Source organism: Mesorhizobium sp. M4B.F.Ca.ET.203.01.1.1, assembly GCF_004791025.1.
Taxonomy (GTDB): Bacteria; Pseudomonadota; Alphaproteobacteria; order Rhizobiales; family Rhizobiaceae; genus Mesorhizobium; species Mesorhizobium abyssinicae.
Genome location: NZ_SRUO01000013.1, coordinates 26005 through 47462 on the forward strand (window position 1 = coordinate 26005; position 21458 = coordinate 47462).

At 64.4% G+C, this 21458-nt stretch carries 18 protein-coding genes; 2 read left to right on the plus strand and 16 right to left on the minus strand.

Annotated features, from left to right (window positions below; genetic code table 11):
- Positions 1-7 precede the first annotated feature (7 nt).
- Positions 8-1282 carry an FAD-binding oxidoreductase gene (locus EN846_RS24020; protein ID WP_128346288.1) on the plus strand — a complete coding sequence of 425 codons (1275 nt, stop codon included), beginning with the start codon at positions 8-10 and terminating at the stop codon, positions 1280-1282.
- A gap of 65 nt (positions 1283-1347) precedes the next feature.
- On the opposite strand, the gene EN846_RS24025 is transcribed toward EN846_RS24020, so the two are convergent.
- The 6 genes from EN846_RS24025 to argE all read right to left on the minus strand — a co-directional run bounded on the left by EN846_RS24025 (position 1348) and on the right by argE (position 7926).
- Positions 1348-2805 (minus strand): NAD-dependent succinate-semialdehyde dehydrogenase, encoded by a 1458-nt coding sequence (locus EN846_RS24025; RefSeq protein WP_127394081.1) that lies wholly within the window; start codon positions 2803-2805, stop codon positions 1348-1350.
- Between the two features lie 17 nt (positions 2806-2822).
- Entirely contained in the window at positions 2823-3866 is a 1044-nt protein-coding gene (locus EN846_RS24030) for a tartrate dehydrogenase (protein ID WP_128346289.1), read from the minus strand.
- A gap of 10 nt (positions 3867-3876) precedes the next feature.
- The gene (locus EN846_RS24035; RefSeq protein ID WP_135859336.1) at positions 3877-5340 is read right to left on the minus strand and encodes an aldehyde dehydrogenase family protein; all 1464 of its coding nucleotides are present in this window, start codon (positions 5338-5340) and stop codon (positions 3877-3879) included.
- Between the two features lie 147 nt (positions 5341-5487).
- Positions 5488-5841 (minus strand): cupin domain-containing protein, encoded by a 354-nt coding sequence (locus EN846_RS24040; RefSeq protein WP_128346169.1) that lies wholly within the window; start codon positions 5839-5841, stop codon positions 5488-5490.
- Positions 5842-5865: 24 nt separating this feature from the next.
- On the minus strand, positions 5866-6789 hold the full coding sequence (locus EN846_RS24045) for a glyoxylate/hydroxypyruvate reductase A (protein ID WP_127392288.1): 924 nt from the start codon (positions 6787-6789) through the stop codon (positions 5866-5868).
- A 12-nt stretch (positions 6790-6801) separates the two neighbouring features.
- Positions 6802-7926, minus strand: coding sequence for an acetylornithine deacetylase (gene argE, locus EN846_RS24050; protein WP_127392287.1), 1125 nt, complete (start codon positions 7924-7926; stop codon positions 6802-6804).
- A 227-nt stretch (positions 7927-8153) separates the two neighbouring features.
- Between argE and EN846_RS24055 the strand changes: the two genes are divergently transcribed.
- On the plus strand, positions 8154-9056 hold the full coding sequence (locus tag EN846_RS24055; protein ID WP_127392286.1) for a GNAT family N-acetyltransferase: 903 nt from the start codon (positions 8154-8156) through the stop codon (positions 9054-9056).
- Between the two features lie 120 nt (positions 9057-9176).
- Here EN846_RS24055 and EN846_RS24060 read toward each other — a convergent pair whose 3' ends face one another.
- The 10 genes from EN846_RS24060 to EN846_RS24105 all read right to left on the minus strand — a co-directional run bounded on the left by EN846_RS24060 (position 9177) and on the right by EN846_RS24105 (position 21430).
- Complete coding sequence (locus tag EN846_RS24060; protein ID WP_127392285.1) at positions 9177-10802, minus strand: AMP-binding protein; 1626 nt, start codon at positions 10800-10802, stop codon at positions 9177-9179.
- A gap of 154 nt (positions 10803-10956) precedes the next feature.
- Positions 10957-12390 (minus strand): APC family permease, encoded by a 1434-nt coding sequence (locus EN846_RS24065; protein WP_127392284.1) that lies wholly within the window; start codon positions 12388-12390, stop codon positions 10957-10959.
- Positions 12391-12481: 91 nt separating this feature from the next.
- A complete protein-coding gene (locus EN846_RS24070) occupies positions 12482-13648 on the minus strand; it encodes a LysR substrate-binding domain-containing protein (protein WP_210213996.1) in 1167 nt (388 codons plus the stop codon).
- Positions 13649-13654: 6 nt separating this feature from the next.
- Positions 13655-14995, minus strand: coding sequence for a glutamine synthetase family protein (locus EN846_RS24075; RefSeq protein ID WP_127392283.1), 1341 nt, complete (start codon positions 14993-14995; stop codon positions 13655-13657).
- On the minus strand, positions 14985-15674 hold the full coding sequence (locus EN846_RS24080; protein WP_127283484.1) for a TetR/AcrR family transcriptional regulator: 690 nt from the start codon (positions 15672-15674) through the stop codon (positions 14985-14987). The genes EN846_RS24075 and EN846_RS24080 overlap by 11 nt, the downstream gene beginning before the upstream one ends.
- On the minus strand, positions 15671-16960 hold the full coding sequence (locus EN846_RS24085; protein ID WP_127283483.1) for an alpha/beta fold hydrolase: 1290 nt from the start codon (positions 16958-16960) through the stop codon (positions 15671-15673). Before EN846_RS24085 ends, EN846_RS24080 begins: the two co-directional genes overlap by 4 nt.
- A 6-nt stretch (positions 16961-16966) precedes the next feature.
- Positions 16967-18277, minus strand: a complete 1311-nt coding sequence (locus EN846_RS24090; RefSeq protein WP_127283482.1) for an acyl-CoA dehydrogenase family protein — start codon at positions 18275-18277, stop codon at positions 16967-16969.
- Between the two features lie 17 nt (positions 18278-18294).
- Positions 18295-19347: a peptidase M29 gene (locus EN846_RS24095; protein WP_127393683.1), complete on the minus strand. Its 1053-nt coding sequence runs from the start codon at positions 19345-19347 to the stop codon at positions 18295-18297.
- Between the two features lie 254 nt (positions 19348-19601).
- Entirely contained in the window at positions 19602-20354 is a 753-nt protein-coding gene (locus tag EN846_RS24100; protein WP_127283480.1) for an Asp/Glu racemase, read from the minus strand.
- Positions 20355-20398: 44 nt separating this feature from the next.
- Positions 20399-21430: a carbon-nitrogen hydrolase family protein gene (locus EN846_RS24105; RefSeq protein ID WP_127393682.1), complete on the minus strand. Its 1032-nt coding sequence runs from the start codon at positions 21428-21430 to the stop codon at positions 20399-20401.
- Positions 21431-21458: the final 28 nt, after the last annotated feature.

The window sequence follows — 21458 nt, forward strand, 5'->3', positions numbered from 1 at the left end:
ATTGCCGATGAAGTTCGTCTCCTACTGGCACGACACCGCCCCCGACTTTTCCGGCGCGGCGCAAGGCCCGGTCGAGGGTCACTACGATGCCGCCATCATCGGCGGCGGCTTCACCGGTCTCGCCGCCGCGCGCCAGCTGGCGAAGGCCGGCGCGAAGGTGGCGGTGCTGGAGGCGGAGCGGGTGGGCTGGGGCGCATCCGGGCGCAATGGCGGGCACCTGAACAATGGCCTCGCCCATAGCTTCCTCTCGGCCAAGGCGGAACTCGGCAAGGAACGCGCAATCGCGCTGTACCGAGCGCTCGACGACTCCGTCGATACCATCGAGGCGCTGGTCGCCGAGGAAAGCATCGACTGCAACTTCCGCCGCGCGGGCAAGCTGAAGCTCGCCTCCAAGCCGCAGCATTTCGAAGCGATCGCCCGCAACTTCGAGGCCGTCCATGCCGAGGTGGATCCGGACACGGCGCTGCTGTCGGCGGCGGAGCTCAAGTCCGAGATCGGTTCGCCCTTCCATGGCGCGATGCTGTCGAAGAAGAGCGCCATGATGCATATGGGCCGCTATGTGGCAGGCCTGGCCACGGCCGCCGCCCGCCACGGCGCCGTGATCCACGAGAACACCAGGGTGACGGACCGCAAGCAGACCGGCAGCAGGCATGAGCTGACCACTTCGCGCGGCCGGATCAGCGCCGACAATGTGCTGGTGGCGACCGGTGCCTACACCACGCCGAATTTCGGTTATTTCCGTCGCAGGATTATCTCCGTCGGCAGCTTCATCATCGCCACGCGGCCGTTAAGCGATGCCGAGATCGCCACGACCATGCCGGGCAACCGGACATGCGTGACCTCCATGAACATCGGCAACTACTTCCGGCTTTCGCCGGACAAGCGCCTGATCTTCGGCGGCCGCGCGCGCTTCTCTGCAACGTCGGATCAGCACTCCGACGCCAAAAGCGGAGAGATATTGCGAGCCGGCCTCGCGGCGATCTTCCCGCAACTTGCCAAGGTCGAGATCGACTATTGCTGGGGCGGGCTGGTCGACATGACCAAGGACCGTTTTCCGCGCGCCGGATACAATGGCGGTGTCTGGTACGCGATGGGCTATTCCGGCCACGGGGCGCAGCTTTCCACTCATCTCGGTATGATCCTGGCCGATGCCATGCTCGGCCGCGAGGATCGCAATCCGCTAAAGGGGCTCGAATGGCCTTCCATTCCCGGCTATTCCGGCAAGCCCTGGTTCCTGCCGATGGTCGGCCTCTACTACAAGGCGCTTGACCGGATACAATGAGGCAGTAGGGGAGTAGGGAGTAGGGTACAGGCGCTCATTCCCTACTGCCTTACTCCCCTACTCCCCTACTCCCCTATTCCCATATGAAAACTCTTCATCTCGAGATATTCCTCGATGCCGGCCTGGGCACCTTCGCGCCCAAGACCGGACTGCTTGACGCCGCCGAAGGGGGCCACCTCCATCGAGACCGAGCCGGTGTTGAGCCCCACCATGCCGAACTCCAGCGCCTCGCCGACGCGCCAGGCGCGTTTCAAATTCTCGGTGTAGAAGTAGGAAGCAAGCCCGTAAGGCGTGCCGTTGGCCAGCGAGATCGCCTCTTCCTCCGTCTCGAAGCGGAAAAGCGGCGCGACCGGGCCGAAGGTTTCCTCGCCGGCAAGCTGCATGTCTTTCGTGGCGCCGGTCAGCACCAGTGGCGCAACATACTGGTGACCGACCGGTAGCGCCGGCTTTTCGGTGATGATCGCCGCGCCCTTGGCTAGCGCGTCCTCGACGTGACGGTTGATCTTCTCGACAGCGGCCATGTTGATCATTGGCCCGATGGCGATGCCGGGTTCGGTGCCCGGCCCGACCTTCATGGCGTTGACACGGGCGGAGAGCTTCGCGGCGAAGGTCTCGTAGACACCGGCCTGGACGATGATGCGGTTGGCGCAAACGCAGGTCTGGCCGCCATTGCGGAATTTTGAAACCAACGCGCCCTCGACGGCGAGATCGAGGTCGGCGTCGTCGAAGACGATGAAGGGCGCGTTGCCTCCAAGTTCGAGGCTGAGCCGCTTCACGCTGTCGGCCGCGCCGCGCATCAGCAGCGAGCCGACCCGCGTCGAGCCGGTAAAGGAGATCTTGCGCACGGTCTCGTTCGCCATGATCTCGTTGCCGATATCGGCCGGCACGCCGGTGACGATGTTGATGACGCCGGCGGGGATGCCCGCACGTTCGGCGAGCACGCCTAGCGCCAGTGCCGAATAGGGCGTGAACTCCGATGGCTTGATGACCACCGTGCAGCCGGCGGCCAGCGCCGGCGCGACCTTGCGGGTGATCATCGCATTGGGAAAATTCCACGGCGTGATGATGCCGCACACGCCGACCGGCTCCTTCAGCACGATGATGCGCCGGTCTTGCGTCGGCGAGGGGATGGTGTGGCCGTTGATGCGGCGTGCCTCCTCGGCGAACCATTTGACGAAGGACGCGCCGTAGCGGATCTCGCCTTTGGCCTCGTCCAGCGGCTTGCCCTGTTCGGTCGTCAGGATCAGCGCAAGATCGTCCAGATTCGCCAGCATCAGCCCATGCCAGGCCTCCAGGAGGGCAGCGCGCTCGGCGTTGGTTTTCTTCCTCCAATCCCCATAGGCAGCAGCCGCGGCGTCTATGGCCGCGCGGGTCTCCGGAGCGGCCATGTCGGGCACGGTGCCGATCGCGGCCTGGGTCGCCGGATCGATGACATCGACCGTCTTGCCAGAGTCGGCGATGACCCATTCGCCGCCGATCAAACCGGCTTCGCGGAAGAGGCTTTTGTCTTTCAGGTTTCTCATCGAAAACGACCTTGCAATCAGGTGAGCGCCGCGACGACGGCAGCGGTGATCGCTTGTGTGCGATCCTTGCCGGGGGTTGTTCCAATGCCTCGCGCGGTTGTCGCCTCGAGCGCCTTCATGACGCGGCCGGCGGCAGCCTTTTCGCCGAGATGATCGAGCATCATGGCGCCGGACCAGATGGTGGCGATCGGGTTGGCGATGCCGAGATGGGCGATGTCGGGCGCCGAGCCGTGCACCGGCTCGAACATGGACGGCGCCGAACGGTCGGGATTGATGTTGGCGGAGGCGGCATAGCCGAGCCCGCCCTGGATCGCCGCGCCGATGTCGGTCAGGATGTCGCCGAACAGGTTGGAAGCGACGAGCACGTCGAGGCTCTCCGGCGCCATGATCATGCGCGCCGCGAGCGCATCGACATGATAGCTGGTCACCTCGACGTCCGGATAATCCCCCGCAAGCTTGCGGGTGACCTCGTCCCAGAACACCATCGAGTATTTCTGGGCGTTGGACTTGGTGACGGAAGCAAGTTTGCCCCGCCGTGATCGCGCCTGCTCGAAGCCGAAGCGCAGGATGCGCTCGACGCCGGCGCGGGTGAAGATCGATGTCTCCACCGCGACCTCGTCCAAAGTGCCCTGGTGCACACGCCCGCCGGCGCCGGAATATTCGCCCTCGGTGTTCTCACGGATGCACAGGATGTCGAAGCTCTCCGCTCGCAGCGGTCCCGTGACCCCAGGCAGCAGGCGGTGTGGCCGGATGTTGGCATATTGCACGAATGCCTTGCGGATCGGCAGCAGCAGGCCGTGCAGCGAGACCGAATCCGGCACCTCCGCCGGCCAGCCGACCGCGCCGAGAAGGATGGCGTCGAAGCCGCGCAAGGTCTCGATGCCATCCTCGGGCATCATGCGGCCGGTCTCGTTGTAGAAGCGGCAGGACCAGGGGAACTCGGTGCCCGTCAGGACAAAGCCGTCCTGTTTGGCCACGGTTTCCAGCACCGTCCAGGCGGCGGCGGTGACATCGCGGCCGATGCCGTCACCGGGGATCAGGGCGATCGAGTAGGATTTCATCGGCATCCCTTCATACGCTGACCAGGACGCTCTTGGTCCTGCGGTTGGCGAGATAGGCGTCGCGGCCAAGGTCCTTGCCGATGCCGGAGCGCTTGTAGCCGCCGGTCGGCAGGATGTGGTCGCGCGAGCGGCTGTAGCGGTTGACCCAGACCGTGCCCGCTTCGAGCTTGCGCGCCAAACGGATCGTACGCGATAGATCGGAAGTGAACAGGCCGGAAGCCAGCCCGTAGGTAGGATGGCTGGACAGCGCCAGCGCCTCGTCCTCGGTCTCGAAGGTCTGGACGGTGAGCACCGGGCCGAAGATCTCCTCGACGATCGCGGGATTGGACTGATCTACATTGGCGATCAGTGTCGGCGCGTAGAAATAGCCGCGGCTATCCATGGCGGCGCCGCCGGTCAGGCATTCGCCGCCTGCCGCCACCGCAGCCCGCACAATGCTGTCGACACGCGCCCGCTGCCGTTCCGAGATGATCGGCGAATAATGCGTCGCCTCGTCCCAGGTCGGGCCAGGCCGCACGGCCTTCATCTTCTCCAGGATCGCGGTCGTCAGCCTGTCGGCCACGCTCTTCTCGACGATCAGCCGGGTGCCGGCGACGCAGGCCTGGCCGGCGTTGAAGGTGACGCTGCCGGCGATCGCCGTCGCCGCCTTGTCCAGATCGGCATCGGCAAAGACGAGCTGCGGGCTCTTGCCGCCAAGCTCCAGCGTCATCGGCTTGACGCCGGTGCGAGCGACGTTCTCCATGATCGCCGAGCCGGCGCGAGTCGAGCCGGTGAAGCTGACCTTGGCGATCTCGGGATGGCCGGTCAGCGCCGTTCCGGTCGTCGGACCGTCTCCTAGCACCACGTTTATGAGCCCTGCCGGCAGACCCGCCCTGACGGCGAGTTGCGCCATGTAGACAGCCGAAAAGGGTGTCATTTCCGATGGCTTCAGCACCACCGCATTGCCCGCGGCCAGCGCCGGGCCAAGCTTCCATCCGGCCATCGAGATGGGAAAATTCCAGGGCGTGATCGCGCCGACCACGCCATAGGGCTCGCTCATGATCATGCCGAGACTGGCGTCGTCGGTTGGCACGAGCTCGCTGCCTTCCTTGTCGGCGAATTCCGCAAAGAAGCGGATCTGCTCGGCGGTCACCGCGATGTCGCCGGCAATGAGCTGGCCGACCGGGCGGGTGGAGCACAGCGCCTCGATCCTGGCCAGCGTTGCGGCTTCGGCCTCGATCAGGTCGGCCCAGGCCAGCAGCGCCCTGGTGCGCTCGCGCGGCCGGACGCCGCCCCAGTTGCTGGCCTTCAGCGCCGCCCTGGCGCTGTCCACCGCACGGTCGATCATGTCGGCGCCGGCCACCGGGCAGGCGGCATATTCCTTGCCGTCGGACGGGCGGCGCATCTCGATCGCGCCCTCGGCCGCGATCATTTTCCCGCCGACAAAATGGCCGACGGGAAGGGGAATTGTGTTTGGATCGAAGCTCAGGCTCATGGGCAACCACTTAGCAGCGTTGGCAGCAGCCTAGCGCGCGCGGGCAAGCAGCTTGCATCGTTCGTCGAACCGTCGCGGATGATTGTTGCGTGCGTGTCGCGCGGGACGGCAAAATCTGTCGCTGCCGCTTGAAACCGCGCCGACCGTTCACCCGACCGTCACGTAGATCTTGCGCACCGTTTCGATCGTCTTCCAGACCCCGGTGAAGCCCGGCTTCATGACGAAGCTGTCGCCGGCGCCGTAGGTCACCGGCTCGCCGCCGTCTGGCGTGATCTCGATCACGCCAGACAGGATGTGGCAGAACTCGAAAGTCTTTCCCTTGATCGAGCGCGTCTCCCCCGGCGTCGCCTCCCAGACGCCGGTATGGACGAGGTCGTCCTTGGCTGCGTCCTGCGCCCAGGTCTTGAAGGCCGGGTCGCCGGCAATCAGCCGCTCGGGCAACGCCTTGGACTGGCGTGGCGGGAAGGACGGGTCGGTATCGAGGGTCTTCAGCAGGGACAAGGAATGACCTTTCAGGTTGGAGCTTCAATAGCCGCGCGACCGGTCGACGAGCCCGATCGGATCGAGCCCGGCGCGGTGGCGCTTGATGTTGTCGATGACGGCCCGCGCAGCGGTCGCCGGCTGGGTGACGCTGGCGACATGCGGTGTCAGGATGATCTTCGGGTGCGACCAGAATGGATGGCCCGAGGGCAGAGGCTCGGGATCGGTGACATCGATCATCGCTGCCGAGAGGCGGCCGCTATCGAGCGCGGCGACAAGCGCTTCCTGGTCGAGTTGCGGCCCCCGACCGGCGTGGACGAGCGCCGCGCCCTTGGGCAGCTTCGCGAACAGCTCGGCATCGAGGAAACCGCGCGTCTCCTCGGTCAGCGGCAGCAGGCAGACCAGAATGTCGCTGGCCGCAAGCATCTCCTGCAGCCCGTGCCGGCCATCGTGACAGGTCACGCCCTCGATCCGCCGTGGCGAGCGGCTCCAACCGGCAAGCGGAAAGCCGAACGGCTTCAACCGGTCGAGGACGGCCTGGCCGAGCTGCCCCAGGCCGAGCACGCCGATCCGGCGCGAGGCGGCCTGAAGCTGCGATATGTCGCGCCATTCGCCGGCGCGTTGCTGTGCCAGATATCCAGGGAGGTTGCGGTGGAGCGCAAGCACGGCAAGCGTCGCATATTCCTGCATCATGCGCACGATGCCTTCCTCGATCGTACGCACGATCTTCACCTGTTCCGGCACCCTATCGAGGCGGAACTGGTCTACGCCGGCGCCGATGGAAAACAGGATCTCCAGGTTCCTATAGCGCGCGAGGTCTTCCGGCGCAGTCCAGGTGATGAGATAGCGTACCGCGTCGGGATCGACTGTTGCTGCATTCGTCGTGAAGGGGATGTCCGGCAGTTCCTCGGCGAAGGCCTCTGCGAAGACCGCGCCGCGGCGCGCATCGGAATTGAACAGGAAGGTCATCCCGGTTCCCCTTCAAGCCGCGCAGCGGGCGCCCAGCGCCTCGATCAATCGCTGGCAGGCGGCGAGCTCGCTGGCGAGGATGTATTCGTCGGGCTTGTGGGCGCGACCTATGTCGCCCGGGCCGCAGATGATCGCATCGAAGCCGGCGGCCTGGTAGAGTCCGGCCTCCGTGCCGTAGCTGACGGCGGCGAGCGGCGCTTCGCCGGTCAACTCGGCCAACAGTGCCGCCAGTGCAGCGTCCTGCGGCAGCGACAGCGCCGGATAGGCGCTCATCGGCGTCCACTCGATCCGAAAGCCGTCGACCGCAAGGGCTTCGGCTCGCGCCCTGACCGGCGCGAGCAGGCTGGCCGGGTCGACGCCGGGTATGGCGCGGGCCTCCAGGTCCAGCGTGCAGGTGTCTGGAATGATGTTGACCGACTGCCCACCCGTCACCACGCCCGCCTGCAGCGAGGAATAGGGCGGCTCGAAGGCGGGGTCGAACGGACCGCACGTCAGCCGCTCGGCTTCGCTGACGGCCGCGCCCAGCGCAGCGGCCATGGCATGGATGGCGTTGAGCCCGAGATCGGGTCGCGACGAATGGCCGGACCGCCCGTTGACCGTCACCCGAGCCGCCGCCTTGCCCTTGTGGCCGCGCACGGCGCGCATGCCGCTCGGCTCGCCGACGATGACGCCGAGCGGTTTCGCGCAAAGTTCGGGAAGGCGGGCGATCAGATGCGGCACGCCGCGGCATCCGACCTCCTCGTCGTAGGAGAAGGCGAGGTGGATCGGTCTGGCCAGACGCAGTTCTGTCAGGTGAGGCACAGCCGCCAGCGCGGCGGCAAGGAACCCCTTCATGTCCGTGGTGCCACGCCCGTAGAGATGTTCGCCCTCCCGGCGCAGCGCGAAAGGGGCCGAGCTCCATTGCGGCTCGCCGGCCGGGACGACGTCCATGTGGCCGGACAGCATGTAGCCCGGGACATCGGCGGGGCCGATCGTCGCGAACAGGTTGGAACGGTCGCCTTCCGGCCCCGGAAGCAGGGTGACCTGCGCCCCGTGTTGCGCAAGATGGGCCGCGATCCAGCCGGCGATGTCGCCGTTCGGTTTGCCGGCGACCGATGGAAAGGCGACGAGACGGTCGAGGATGTCGGAGACGTCCATTCCAACCCTTGAAAGATTTCGGGTCGCCGGGATCGGTGCCGACGACCATATGGTGCTAGATTTCCGGAGAGGATGTGGGCGTTCTTTCGCGATTGCGTGCCGAAAGCGGAAGTGTTTCAGTTGAATCTAGCGTTGGCGCGCGGCTTTCGAGCAAATCCTACCGGTCTGCTTGTTTAGCGTGGGCGGGGCGAGGGCGTCACCCTCTAGTGCGGCAATCTTTCAGGGGCATGGACTTGAAGCCGTCCGGAAGCTTGAAAATCGATACCTTCTCGATGCGCATCGGCGACATCGAGGGCATCGAACTCGACCGGTTGCACGCGCACTCCCTGTCCGTGGGATGGCCGCACCGGGCCGAAGACTGGCAGTTCCTGCGCGAATCGGGACGCGGCTTCGTGGCGCTCGATGAAATTGGCCGCGTTCTCGGTTCGGCCATGTGGTTCGAGCATGGCGCCGACTTCGCGACCGTGGGAATGGTCATCACCTCGCCGCGACTGCAGACGCTCGGAGCCGGGCAATGGCTGATGAAGCGGGTCTTCGAGAAGGTCGCCGGGCGCGACCTGCGCCTCAATGCAACCCGAGCGGCAAGACGGCTCTATCTTTCGCTCGACTTCCAGCCGGAGAAGACCGTCTACCAATGCCAGGGTATCGTTCGTGCGGAGGGGACGGGTAGGCTGGCAGAGACCAGGGGCGATGTCCGGACTTTGGGTGAAGGCGACATTCCCGCGGCGATCACGCTCGATGGGGCGGGATTTGGCGTCAGGCGGGCGGCGCTCATCGAAAAGCTCTTCGCGCACTCAGCCGGCTATGGCCTTTTCAAGGGCGACAGGCTGAAAGCCTTCGCGCTCTGCCGCCCGTTCGGGCGGGGCCATGTCGTTGGGCCGGTCGTGGCGGAAAGCGACGCCGACGCCGTGGCGGTCGTCCGGCCGCACGTGGCCGACCACTCGGGGTCCTTCCTCAGGATCGACACGCATGTGGACAATGGCGACTTCGCCGCCCTCCTGTCGCACAGCGGAATGCCGGTCTTCGACACGGTGCTGACCATGTCGCTGGGCAAGCGCCTCGCCGATTATGCTGCCGGCGGCCCGGCTATGCCGAAGACCTATGCTCTGGCGAGCCAAACTCTCGGGTAGTTCGTTGTTTTCGTCGACAAAAAGAGCCGGCCAACAGCTGCTTGGTCGAGGCCTCGGCCGCCGCCAGAAAAACACCGAGCGACTTCCTTCAGCCTAGGCTGGCACCTGAGCACGATGGGCTCAGGTGCCGGTATGCGCTTTCAGCTTGAACCGCTGGATCTTGCCAGTCTGCGTCTTTGGAAGCGCATCGGTGAACTTGATCGAACGCGGATATTTGTAGGGCGCGATGGTGGCTTTGACATGATCCTGCAAGAGGCGTTGCTCCAACTCACCCGGGTCGATCCCGTCGATCAGGACGACATGCGCCTCCACGATCTGCCCACGACCGATGTCCGGGACGCCGACGACAGCGCATTCCTTGACATGGGGGTGGGAAAGCAAGGCCGCCTCAACTTCGGGACCAGCGATGTTGTAGCCTGAGGAAATTATCATGTCGTCAGAGCGGGCGGCGAAATGGAAATAGCCCTCCTCATCCCGGAAGAACGAGTCCCCTGTCAGGTTCCAGCCGTCGCGCACATAGTCCTTCTGCCGGGGATCATTCAGGTAGCGGCAGCCCGTCGGGCCACGGACGGCTAGCCGGCCGGCCTCGCCACGCGGTAACTCGTTCATATCGGCATCCACGATCCGGGCCTCGTAGCCGGCAACCGGACGCCCGGTCCTGCCCGGCGCGAGATCGTCCAGCCGGTTGGATATGAAGATGTGCAGCATCTCGGTTGCGCCGATGCCGTCCACAATCGGCTTGCCAGTCCGCTGCACCCAGGCCTCGAACACCGGCGCGGGAAGGGTTTCACCGGCAGAAACCGCGATCCGAAGCGACGAAAGATTGGCCCCTTCGTCGAGCGCGGCGATCATCGCCCGGTAGGCCGTCGGAGCCGTGAACACGATGGTCGCGCCATATCTCTCGATGATCTCGATCATGTTGGCCGGAGAGGCGTGCTCCAGCAGCGTCGCCGTGGCGCCGAAGCGGAGCGGGAAGATGGCAAGTCCGCCGAGGCCGAAGGTGAAGGCGATCGGCGGCGAGCCGACGAAAATGTCCTCGGGCGTGACCTGCAGGACGTCGCGCGCATAACCGTCGGCGATGATCAGCAGGTCCCGATGAAAATGCATCGTCGCCTTTGGCGAGCCGGTGGTGCCCGACGTGAACCCAAGCAGGGCCACGTCGTCGCGACCGGTCTCCACGGCATCGAATACGACCGGCTTGTCGAGGGCCGCGCGGTCGAGCTCTGCGTCGTGATTGGCCGTGCCATCGAAGCCGACGACCTGCTTGAGGAAGCGGCTGTCCTTGGCGCAAGCCACCATCTCGTCCATCAGCCGCGTGTCGCATAGCGCAAGCGTGATCTTGGCCTTGTCCACGATCTGCGACAGTTCGCCTGATCGCAGCATCGGCATGGTGTTGACCACGACCGCGCCTGCCTTGGTAGCGGCCAGCCAGCACGCCACCATAGCCGGGTTGTTGGCTGAACGGATCAGCACGCGGTTGCCCGGCCGCAGGCCGTAGTTCTCGACGAGCGCGTGCGCCAGGCGGTTGGTCCAGTCGGACAGTTCCTTGTAGGTCCTGCGGCGACCGTTGCCGATCAGCGCTACATGATCGCCGAAGCCGCGCTCGACCTGCCGATCGGTCAGCTCTACCGCGGCATTGAGATGCTCCGGATAGTCGAACCCATCGAGCGGAAGGTCAGGCCATTGATCGCCGGGCGGAAGATTGTCACGCGCGAACGTATCGACATGTGCAGACCGACCAAGCATTCGCAAACCTCCACCCGTCGTGAAATGTGCAATGGAAACGACCAGCCGACGGTGGCACAGGAGTCCAGTTGTTTAAAGCTTAAAATGTTTGGCGCTGATATCACTTCCGTTTGCTGGCGGAAGCGCGACCACGCACGCTTCCGCATAGGCAATATCAGGCCTGATTTTCACCCATGCGGGCGAAGCGGGCCGGATCTGCCCTCTCCAGTCGCAGCGACAGCCCATATCCGACCACGGCGGCGGCCGGGATCAATGCCGGCAAGATGACCCCTAGCGCGCCGCCGGTGGTGCCGGTGAGGTCGCCAAAATGCAGAAAGATGTAGACGAACAGGGCCGCCATGATCAGCCCCGACAAGGCAGGCAGGACCACAGTCGACAGCGCCGGCGCGCCAGCCTGCTTGTTGCGGAAGAAGACGATCACCGAGAGCGAGGTGACGGTCATCATGCCGAGCACGCCGAGCGTGCCGACCTGGCTGATCCAGGTGAACATGTTGAGCACCGGATCGAGCCCGAGGCCGGCAAAGATCGCCAGCACAATCAGGGCGCCGATCGTCTGCACGACCGAGCCGATGTGGGGGCTCTGGTGATCTGCATGGGTGCGCCCGAAGGCGGCGGGCAACAGGCCCTCGCGTCCTGCCACGTAGCTGTATCGGGCGATGTAGTTGTGGAAGGCCGACAACGCGGCAAAGAGGCTCGATACGAGCAAGATACCGGCAATCGTCGGTATCGGCCCGCCGACATAGCGCCCCGCCAGATCGAAGAAGAGCGCTGATGGATCGCCATAGCCCTGGATGGTCGGGACCAGTTTGTCGGCACCTATGCCAACGATCATCAGCCAGGTGGTGAACACGAAGAATATGCCGATCATCAGCACCGAAAGATAAGTGGCGCGCGGAATGGTCCTTTCCGGGTCTCGGGCTTCCTCGGCATAGATCGTGGTTGCCTCGAAGCCGATGAAGGAACCCAGGCAAAACAGGATCGCAGCGGTCAGCGAACCCGAAAACATCGCGGCGGGATCGAACACGTTCAGCGCCAGCCCGTGGTCGCCGCCCTTGCCGAGGATGGCAAAGTCGACGATCAGGACAATCAGATATTCGAGCGCGACGGCCACGACGAGAACTTTTGCCGACAGGTCCACCTGCCGGTAGCCCAAAATGGCGACCAGGACGACGGCGATCAGGCTCCACCCCCACCAAGGCAGGACCAGTCCGAGCTCGCTGAAGACCCCGGAGGCGATTCCGCCCAGCAGACCGATCAGTCCGAACTGCATGGCGTTGTAGGCGACCAGGGCCACGAGCGCCACGGCGCCGGCGGAGCGCCCGCCGAGACCGCGCGCGGCATAGGCGTAGAAGGCGCCAGCATTGGTGACATGCCGCGACATGGCCACGTAACCGGCCGAAAAAGCGAGCATCACCAGCGTCACGAAAATGAAGGTCGCTGGAATACCGGCGCCATTGCCAAGCATGAACGCCAGCGGCATCGCGCCGGCCACGCCGGTCAGGGGAGCTGCTGCCGAGATCACCATGAAGGTCACGGCGATCAGTCCTAGCGAATTCCTGCGAAGTTGATTGCTTCCTGCGGTACTCATTTCTGTCGTTCTCCCTCTCTGTTCCCCATGGCCGATTGACCGGTCCATTGTTTGTTGATGTCTGTTACCGCTCGGCCGTTTCGTCCGGCCGTCATCCCTCTCCGTTGGCGGCATGCCCGAAGGACCGCCGGCATTTGGCCAGAAACTGCCCGACCCATTCGCTGCGGCCGTTGCCGCGTGGCGTGATCGCCACGACCGCCCCTTCCGGGAAGTCCTCGTCCAGCGGTATGGCGAGGATCTCCTTGCCGTCGGGCGCGGTCCTGGCCTGCGGCGCCTGCGGGACGATCGAATATCCAAGACCCTGCGCGACCAGGCCGCGCACCATGGCGAAGGAAGGCGACTGGAAGCGGATGTGCGGTTGCAGCCCGCCGCGCTTGAACAGGGTGTCCGTGGCCGAGTGCACCGAGGGATAATCCAGCAGGATCATGGGCAGTTCAGCCAAATCGCTTAGCCGCAGACTGGATCTGCCGGCCAATGCGTGGCTGGCGTTCAACAGCACATGCGGAGCCGGAGGGCAGACCAGTTCGGCATCGAGGTCAGCTTCGTTCACCGCCCCGAAAGTGATCGCTGCCTCGATCCTGCCGGCCCGCATCTGCTCGATGAGATCGTCATGGTCGGCTTCCAGAAGGCGGATGTCGACATCCGGCTGCTGGCTGGCGAAGCCGGCGACGAGGTCCGGCACGAATTGCGGTCCAAGCGTGATGAAGAAGCCGATGCTGAGATGGTTCTCCGGGTGTGGCGGTCGATGGTCATCCGGCATGATCGGGATGGCGCGCCGGTAGCCGCGATTGCCGTAGACCAGCGGCGAGCGCTGCGCCGAAAGGTCGATGGTCTCGGCCTCGCCGATAAAGAGGAAATGGGTTCCCCACATCAGCGCCGTCTTGAGTTCGCAGTCGAGAGAAACGACAGCGCCATCGATGATCGGCGCGCCGGTCGCGCCGGGATGCCAAGCGATCGCGCCGAACCGGTCCTGGTTCAAATGCTTGAGGCGGCCGGAGAAGAGATCCGAGACGAAACTCTGGTTGCCGCTGAGCACGTTGGCGCAGAACCGCCTGTTCTTCTTGATCGCCTCGCATGCGGGGCTGAGGTGATGGACGCTGATCAGCAATGAAGGCCGGCTGGTGTCGGCGGACACCGACGTCATCGATGAAACGGTCACGCCGAAACGACCTGCCTCGCCGTCCGTGGTCACCACGGTGACGGCGGCGGCCACGCGGCTCATGCCTTCGATGAAACGGGCGCGCAGATCGGTATCCATGTTCATTCACCCCAGGTCGAAGAAGCGTTCCAGCTCGACGTCCGGAACCTTGCGACGGAACTCGTTGTGCTGGCTTTCGCGAGTGGCCGTGAACGCCTCGACAAAGCGTGCGCCCAGCCAGTCCTTGGCGAAGGCGGAGCCGCGCAGCCGGTCGATTGCATCCGGCATCGAGCGGGCGAAGTCGCGAGCGGGTTGCTGCGCATAACCCGAGCCGATGGTTTCGGGATCTGGCTCGATCTCACCGATGACGCCGGCGACCCCGGCCGCGATGGTTGCGGCGGCCGAGAGGTAGGGATTGGAATCTGCGCCGGGCAGGCGATTTTCCACCCGCAGGGACCCCGCGTCATGACCGACGAGGCGAAAGCAGGTGGTACGGTTTTCGAAACCCCATGTCAGGCCAGGCGGCGCGAAAGTGCCGGGGGCGAAACGCCGGTAGCTGTTCACCGTCGGCTGAAAAACTAGCGTCGCGTCACCGACATAGGCCTGCAGCCCGCCAAGGAAGTGGCGAAAAGTGCGGCTGACGCCGTTCTTCTCCTGCGCGTCCCAGAACAGGGACCTGCCTGTCTTGTCCTTCAGGCTGATGTGCAGGTGGATCGACTGGCTATCCGCCTTTTCGTTCCAGCGCGGCATGAAGGTGACCGACCGGCCCTGCCGCAGCGCCAGCGCGCGGATGAAGTTCTTCAGGAGAACCAGCTGGTCGGCCGGCCCCATGCCCTCGCCGGCGCCGATGCACGCCTCCATGAAACCCGCGCCGATTTCCTCGTGCATCTTGGCGAGGTCGATCTTCAGCGGCTCGCACATGGCGGCCACGGCCTCGTACCACTCGGTCTGGACGACCTGGTAAAGGATCAGGTCGTGGCTTGCATGCGCCGTCGCGGTCTTGAGATTGCGATAGCCCTTCGCCTTCGCGCTCTCCGGCGTCTCGTCGAACAGCGTGTATTCCAGCTCCATTCCGTATTTCGGCACCAGCCCCGCTTCGCCGGCACGGGCAAGAACGGATTTCAGGATCGCGCGGGGGCATATCTGTGATGAAGCACCGGTGTAGTTCGACAGCACCAGCAGGTCATGCCCGGCCTTCGACCACGGCAGGCGGCGGACGGAACCGGGATCGAGCTGCAAGGGGTCATCGTGGAAATCACCCTTATCGTCATTGACGCCAGGAATGATAAGCATCGCATCGGTCGGGTCCAGCGCCAGTTGCGCGGGGGCCATGCCCATGCCGTTCTTGGCAATGCCCTTGAGGCTGTTGGCCGAGACCATCTGCCCGCGCAGCAGCCCGTTGGTGTCGGTCATCGCGACCGTGGCAAAGCGGCTGGCCGGGTCGGCCATATAATCGTCAAGCGTCATGTTGCACCTGATTGAGGGAATGGGCGCCGATAAGTCGTGCGAGTTCGGCGAGATCAGTCTCGGGCTGTGTCGAATAGGCCTTGAGGAATACCTTGAGGCCGTTGTTCAGATAGCGGGCGATCTCGGCGCGCGAGGGCGAGTGGTCCGGCATGTAGAGGGCCTGCGTGCGCGGCGCCGACAGGATCAGGCCCCATAGATCCTGCGCGGCGAGTTCGGCGTCGTCGAAAGCCAGCCGGCCGCCGCGTCGCTGGCCTTGCAGATAATCCATGATGCCGCGCAGCAGGCGGTCCGGCCCCACCTCCTGATAGGCGCGGCCGATCTCCGGAAAGCGTTGCACCTCGCCAATGATGAGCCTTGCCAGCGACAGGAGGTCCGGACGCAGCACGGTGTCGGCGTAGTCCCAGGAAAATTCCAGCAGGTCCGCCACCATGCCGCGATCGGAAGGATGTTCGAAGACCGCCAGCATCTGGTCGCGCTCGCCAAGCATCATGGCCGAGAACAGCGCTTCCTTGGACTGGAAGTACTGGTAAAGCGTTGGCTTCGACAGGTTCGCCTCGAGAGCGACGGCATCCATGTTGGCGCCGGAATAGCCCATTTCGGAAAAGACCTTCAGCGCGGCTTCCAGGATGCGCCGCTCGCGCTCGATCTTGTTTTGCTGTCGGCGGGACAAGGCGGTCATCGCGGCAGTTTCCTCAGGAAGTCCAGCAGGATGCGGCTGTAGGCTGCGGGCTGCTCGACATTGCAGACATGGCCGGCATCTAGGATGGTCTCGTAGCGGATGTCTGGCCGGGAGGCCTGGTCGAGCATTCGCCCGGCAACGCTGCGGATCTCCGATGGCGACGCCAGCCGGTCGTGCTCGCCCGTCATCATCAACACCGGCATGGTCAGGCGCGAGAAATCGAAACCCTCGGAGGGATTCGTGAAGCAGACGAGCGCGTCGAGATAGGTGGCGGACGGGATCGCCGCCATTGACCGGAAAAGCTGTTCCTTCACCGCGTCGGAGGCGTTCGGCCCCGCCAGCACTTTCACCACCGCGGGAGCGAAATCGGCCGGCGTCTGGCCGGCATCCAGCGGCACCTTGCGGCTGACACGGAAGGTCTCGCGCTCCTCGAGGCTTGCCTCCGACATGCCGGTGCAGCCACCCGAAAGGACCAGCCCCGCCAGCATCTCCGGGTGGCGCATGGCGAAGGAGGTGGCGATCCACGAGCCCAGGGAGAGGCCGACCAGCACCAGCCGATCGGCGCCAAGTTCTTCCTTCACGCGCAGGATGTCGTCGCAGTAGTCCTCTACGGTCGACTGCATTCGCCCGAGCGCGCTGCCGCCGTAGCCGCGCAAGTCGAGTGCCGCCGCGCGCATCACGCCGCCTGCGGCCGCGAGTTGCGGCAGCCAGTTGCCGCGCGAGCCGCCGATGCCGTGCAGGAACAGGCAGAGCGGACCGTCGCTGTCCGTCGTCGTTAGCGCGAGGCGAGGCTCGCCATCGATGACTATGTCCCGCGTGGCGGCAGAGGCGGGCAGGGGCCTTGGCTGCTCCGTCGCGTCGGTAGCGAGCGTTGTCTCCGACAGGGCGGCGATGCCCGCTTCGAAGATCGCCTTCGTGCCCTCGCAAATCGCCTGCAACCGCGGCGAGGCGGCCTCGACCCGCGCGCTCCAGCGCAGGGTGCTGCCGCCATGATCGCCGGCGCCTATGGCAATGCGGCCGTCATAGGATTGCGCGCCGGCAATGCCTTCGAGATGTGTGTAGGCAAGCGTGCGGTCGCTGTCGCTCAGCCAGGTGAGTTGCTCGCGATAGACGGTACCCTCCCCATGAGCGGTAAAGGCGCGAACCAGGGCGCCTCGCGCGTCGCGCTCGGCGTGGATGGTGGCGATGGCCGGGTGCCATTGTCCGCAGAAGTCCGAAACGACGGACCACACCGCCTCCGGCGAGGCAGCTGAGACGCCGACGACCTCGACCGTTTCGCGCGCCATTGGCGTCTACCGGGCCGATCGCGCGGCGCCGTGCTCGCCGCGCCACAGCGACATGCGGGCGCCGCCTTCATCGCCAGGGGCGGAGTCGATCTCGTCCATCTCGTAGAGCGCCAGCACCGAGAGGTAGTCTTCCATGATCTCGGATGTGAAGGGCAGCATCAGCGCACCGCAGCGGCTGTCTCGGTACATCCGCTCCAGCGGCAGCGATTTCAGCATCGACTGGCCGCCGCAGGTGCGGATGGCCATCGACGTCATCTCGGCCGCGCCTTCCATGACGTTGTATTGCGCGGCGTACATGCGCAGCACCTCGCCCTTGGTCGGAAAGCCTTTCGACTCGCCGAAAGCCTGCCACCACAGCGCGCGCATGTTCGCCAGCCGGGCGTACATCTTGCCCACCGCGATACGCTTGGTCGCATACATGCGCCGATCTATTGGTGGCTGGCCGGGCACCTTGCCCTTGAGATAGTCGACCATGAAGTCGAAGGCGCCCTGCGCGACACCCATATAGGTGGGCGAAAGGGTCACCATCATGTGAGGCCAGTTGGGCAGCGTCTTGCCGAAGATGCCCCGCGGCATCAAGAGGTCCAATTCGGTGACGAAGACGTCCTTCAGGATGAGGTCGCGGCTGTTGGTGCCGCGCATGCCGAGCGGATCCCAGTCGCCCTTGACGCTGAGGCCCGGCGCATCCTTGTGGACGACGAACAGCATGGTGTCCTCGTGGCGCGGCTCGCGGCCCTCGAACACCTCGGTGCAAACGATGGTGTAGTAGTCGCAATAGCCGGCCAGCGAGGCGAATTTCTTGAAGCCGTTGATCTTCCAGCCGCCGTCGACCTTGCGGCACTGCGTCTGGTTCGGCTTCGAGGTCCAGTTCTGGCCACCCTCGGAGATCGGCTGCGAATAGATCGCTTTTTCGGCGATGGCGCGGCGGAACTGGCGCTCGCGCAGCGGCGCGAATGCCGCCTTCTCCTGGGGCGTCAGGTTCGGCATATCGAACATGAAGCGCGACCAAGCCATGGACGAGTTGTGCATGTTGAAGGTCAGTGCGGTGGCGCCGCAGTATTTGCCGATCTCGGCGCCGACCATCGCATACTCGAACATCGAGAAGCCCCAGCCACCGAATTCCTCCGGGATGCAGAGCCCGAGAAAGCCTTCAGCCGCCAAATCCTTGTAGTTCTCGACCGGGAAGGAGGCGTCATCGTCGATCCCCTTGGCGCGCGACGCGAATTTATCGCGGCCAAGCTCGTTGACCAGCCGCAGCTTGGCTTGCACCTGCGGGCGGATGCGGGAGAGGTCGTAGTAATCGGCAATGTCGCTCATGGTCTTCTCCGAGGGCGTCAGGACGCCAGTTCGCCTTGCAGGAGGCCGTCCTTGACGACGACGTTCCCGTCCAGAGTGATTGTGCAGTTGCGCATCGGCAGGTCGAAATGACCGAGCGTGTAGCGGCCGGCATATTGGTTGGCGCCTGTGGACCACAGGAACGATCCCGCCAGCGCGCGGAACTCCACAGCCTGCATGTCACGCTTGTCGTACATGGCGGCCGAGACCCAGCGGGCACGCGGATGCATGCCCCAGCCGACATGGCTCATGCCGTAGGCGTTACGGTCGTTCCAGGCTTCCATGTATTCGCGGAAATGGATGGCATCGACGCCGTCGCCCTTGATGGCGGTGACGAAGTCGTCCTCGACGGTGAAGTCGATGCGGCTGGTGAGCGTCGTCTTGAACGTCAGGTTCATGTCGCCAACGTCCATGACGATCCGGCCGTTGACGCAGTTCTTTCCGGGAAAGGCGAGGCAGAGCCCGCCCGGCCAGTGTGCCACCGCGCCGGGCGTGGTGCCGAAGCCCGGCGTGCCGCCGCAGGGTGCGTTGCGCAAATCGATGACGAGATCGGTACCGGCCGGCGAGGTGACGCGCATCTCGCGCGCCTCGCGCAGCATCTGCACGCCGAGCGCCACCTTCGGGCCGAGCTCGGCCGTCGGCTCGGTGCGCTCGAGGATTTCAGGATGTTCGTTCGTGACGACCAGGAGGCGGGTTCGTCCTGCCGCCTCGATCTCGGGCCATTCCGGGGCATGGATCAGCCCCTCGACCGTGCAGTCGACGATCACCTCGCAGAGCTTCAGCGCCTCGATCACGGCGCGGTTGCCCTGGATCGCCCAGGACGTGCCGGTGGACTTCACCGGCACCGGCGCCGTCTGGCGCGGCGTCGGCATCTGGATCATGCAGAATTCGGCACCGAGATCGTGCAGGGCGAGTTCCGACAGATGGACCAGCACCGGACGCGACTGCGTCTCAGACAGGATCGCCACCCTTGTCCCATTGCCGATAGCATTTAGTACGAAGACGCGGCGGAAGCAGTCCAGCCACCGTCCTTCGATGCGCTCTTGCAGCATCGCTAAACTCCCATTGACGATCCGGCTTGTTTCGGATTTCTTTACTTGTCAGTTAAGTTTTCACGTTCGCATAAGCCTGTCAATGAGATTTTCGAAGATTCTTCTTTTTTCGAGAATAATGACGTGTCGCAGGCCTCAGGGCTGACCACCGCGGCGATCAGGCAGTGGGAAGGGCATCGCGGGAATCCGGGCTGCATTGCCGACTGGTAACCGGGTCTGCCTTCGATCAGGGCCTGTGACTGAACTTGCGCTCGTCAATACCTGCCGGAGAGCAGTTCGCCGGCGCCGGGTGACGCGGCGAGCAGTCCAAGCCGTGACATCATCTGATAGCTGGTACAGACAGAGGCACTGACGACGGGAAGGCCCAGCGCCTTCTGGAGTTCGTCGATCACCGGTAAGGAAGGCATCTGCACGCAGGCGGACGCGACAAACGCGTCGATGCCGGTTGTGTCGACCCTCTTGTAGATATCGAGCAGGTTGTTCGGATCGTGCCTGCCGACTTCGAGGTTGTCGGGAATTTCGAGGGCGACGAAGTCCTTCACCGCTATTCCCTCATGCTCAATGTAGTCGACCACCAGCTGGGTAAGCGGCTTCATGTAAGGGCATATCATCGAGATCTTCTTCGCCCCGAGCACCTTGAGGCCATCGACGAGCGCACCTGCACTCGTGACAACTGGAGCAGGAGCGCCGTTCTCCGCTGTGCGCATATGCAGCCGCGCTTCCGAGGTGCGGTGATAACCCTTGCCCATGCTCATGATCGCGACCAGACAGGCATAGCCGAGGACGTCGACGCGCGCGTCGGAAAGCTCGATCGCGCAGCGGTCGCTGTCACGATCCATGGCCTCGAGCTCTTCCTTGACCACCTTCTTCATCCGCATCCGGCTGGAATGGAAAGTGAAACGTTCAGGCAGGAATATTTCCCTCGTGCGGAAAATCGCCGGGATTTCCGTCTCCATTGTGGTGTTGGAGGAAGGCACGATCTGCCCGATGCGAAAAGTGCTCGCCATGCTGGATCCGCTCCGTCTGACTGCTGTAACTGGTAGGCTTCGGCTTATGCCGAATGGGCACCTGGCTGTGCTGTTTCGATCAAGCCGGCGTCATCGCTGTCGAAGGTCTGCGCCCTTTCGGTCAGGGAAATCGGTTCTAGCCTGCGGCGGTTTACCCGCAGGTCGAAAACGTCGAACCGGTTGTAGTGGCCGACTATGTCATGCATCTGCTTCGGCTGGATGCAGCGTCCGAGATCAATCTCGGCGTAGACGATTCCTTCTTCGTCGATCAGCGGCTCGCCAACCACGCGCCCGTCCGGGCCGATCACCCCAGAGAAGGCGCTGGACTTGCGCTGCAGGCGCGCCCTTGCATCCGGAACGACACCCTCCATTGCGGCTATGATTTCTTCCGAGACGGTCGAACAGGAAACGATCGTAAAGACCTTGCCTTCGAACGAGTGGGCCATGGCGCGCAGCTTTATGGCCTCCGCCATGTCGTAGTCGGGCGGCGCAACAGGCAGCGAAATGTAGCTGGCGACGTGAACCAGTTCGCCTTGGGCGAGAAGGGTGAAGCGCGCAAGGGTGTTCGTGTTCTCGCCGCAAGCAAGCGCGCCGAGTGGCCCGATTGCAGTATCGTGGACTTTCAGGCCGGCTCCATCGCCAGGCGCCCAGGTCAACTTTTCGGCCCAGGTCGGCATCAATTTGCGGTGCTTGCCAAGCAGCGTTCCATCCGGGCCGATGGTCAACAGGGTGTTGTAGAGAGTTCCAATCGAACTCGCGCTGCGCTCGTTGATGCCGATCACGACGTGGATGCCGGCTTCGCGTGCCGCACTGCGCAGGATTTCGACTTCCGGACCGGGCTCGACAATGGCGGCGCGCGCCAGTTTGTCGAACCAGGCTCCGCCGGTCACCGGATCGGTGATCCAGCTCCAATACGGATAGGCCGGGATGAACACCTCCGGGAAGGCGATGAGATCCGCGCCATTGGCCCTTGCCTCGCGGATCAGGGAGACGGCCTTCTCGATCGTCGCCGGCGTATCGAGAAAAACGGGTGCGGCTTGCACCGCCGCGGCAACGAACTTTGGAAGCTTCAGCATGGCAACTCTCCTGCTCTCATCGGCCACC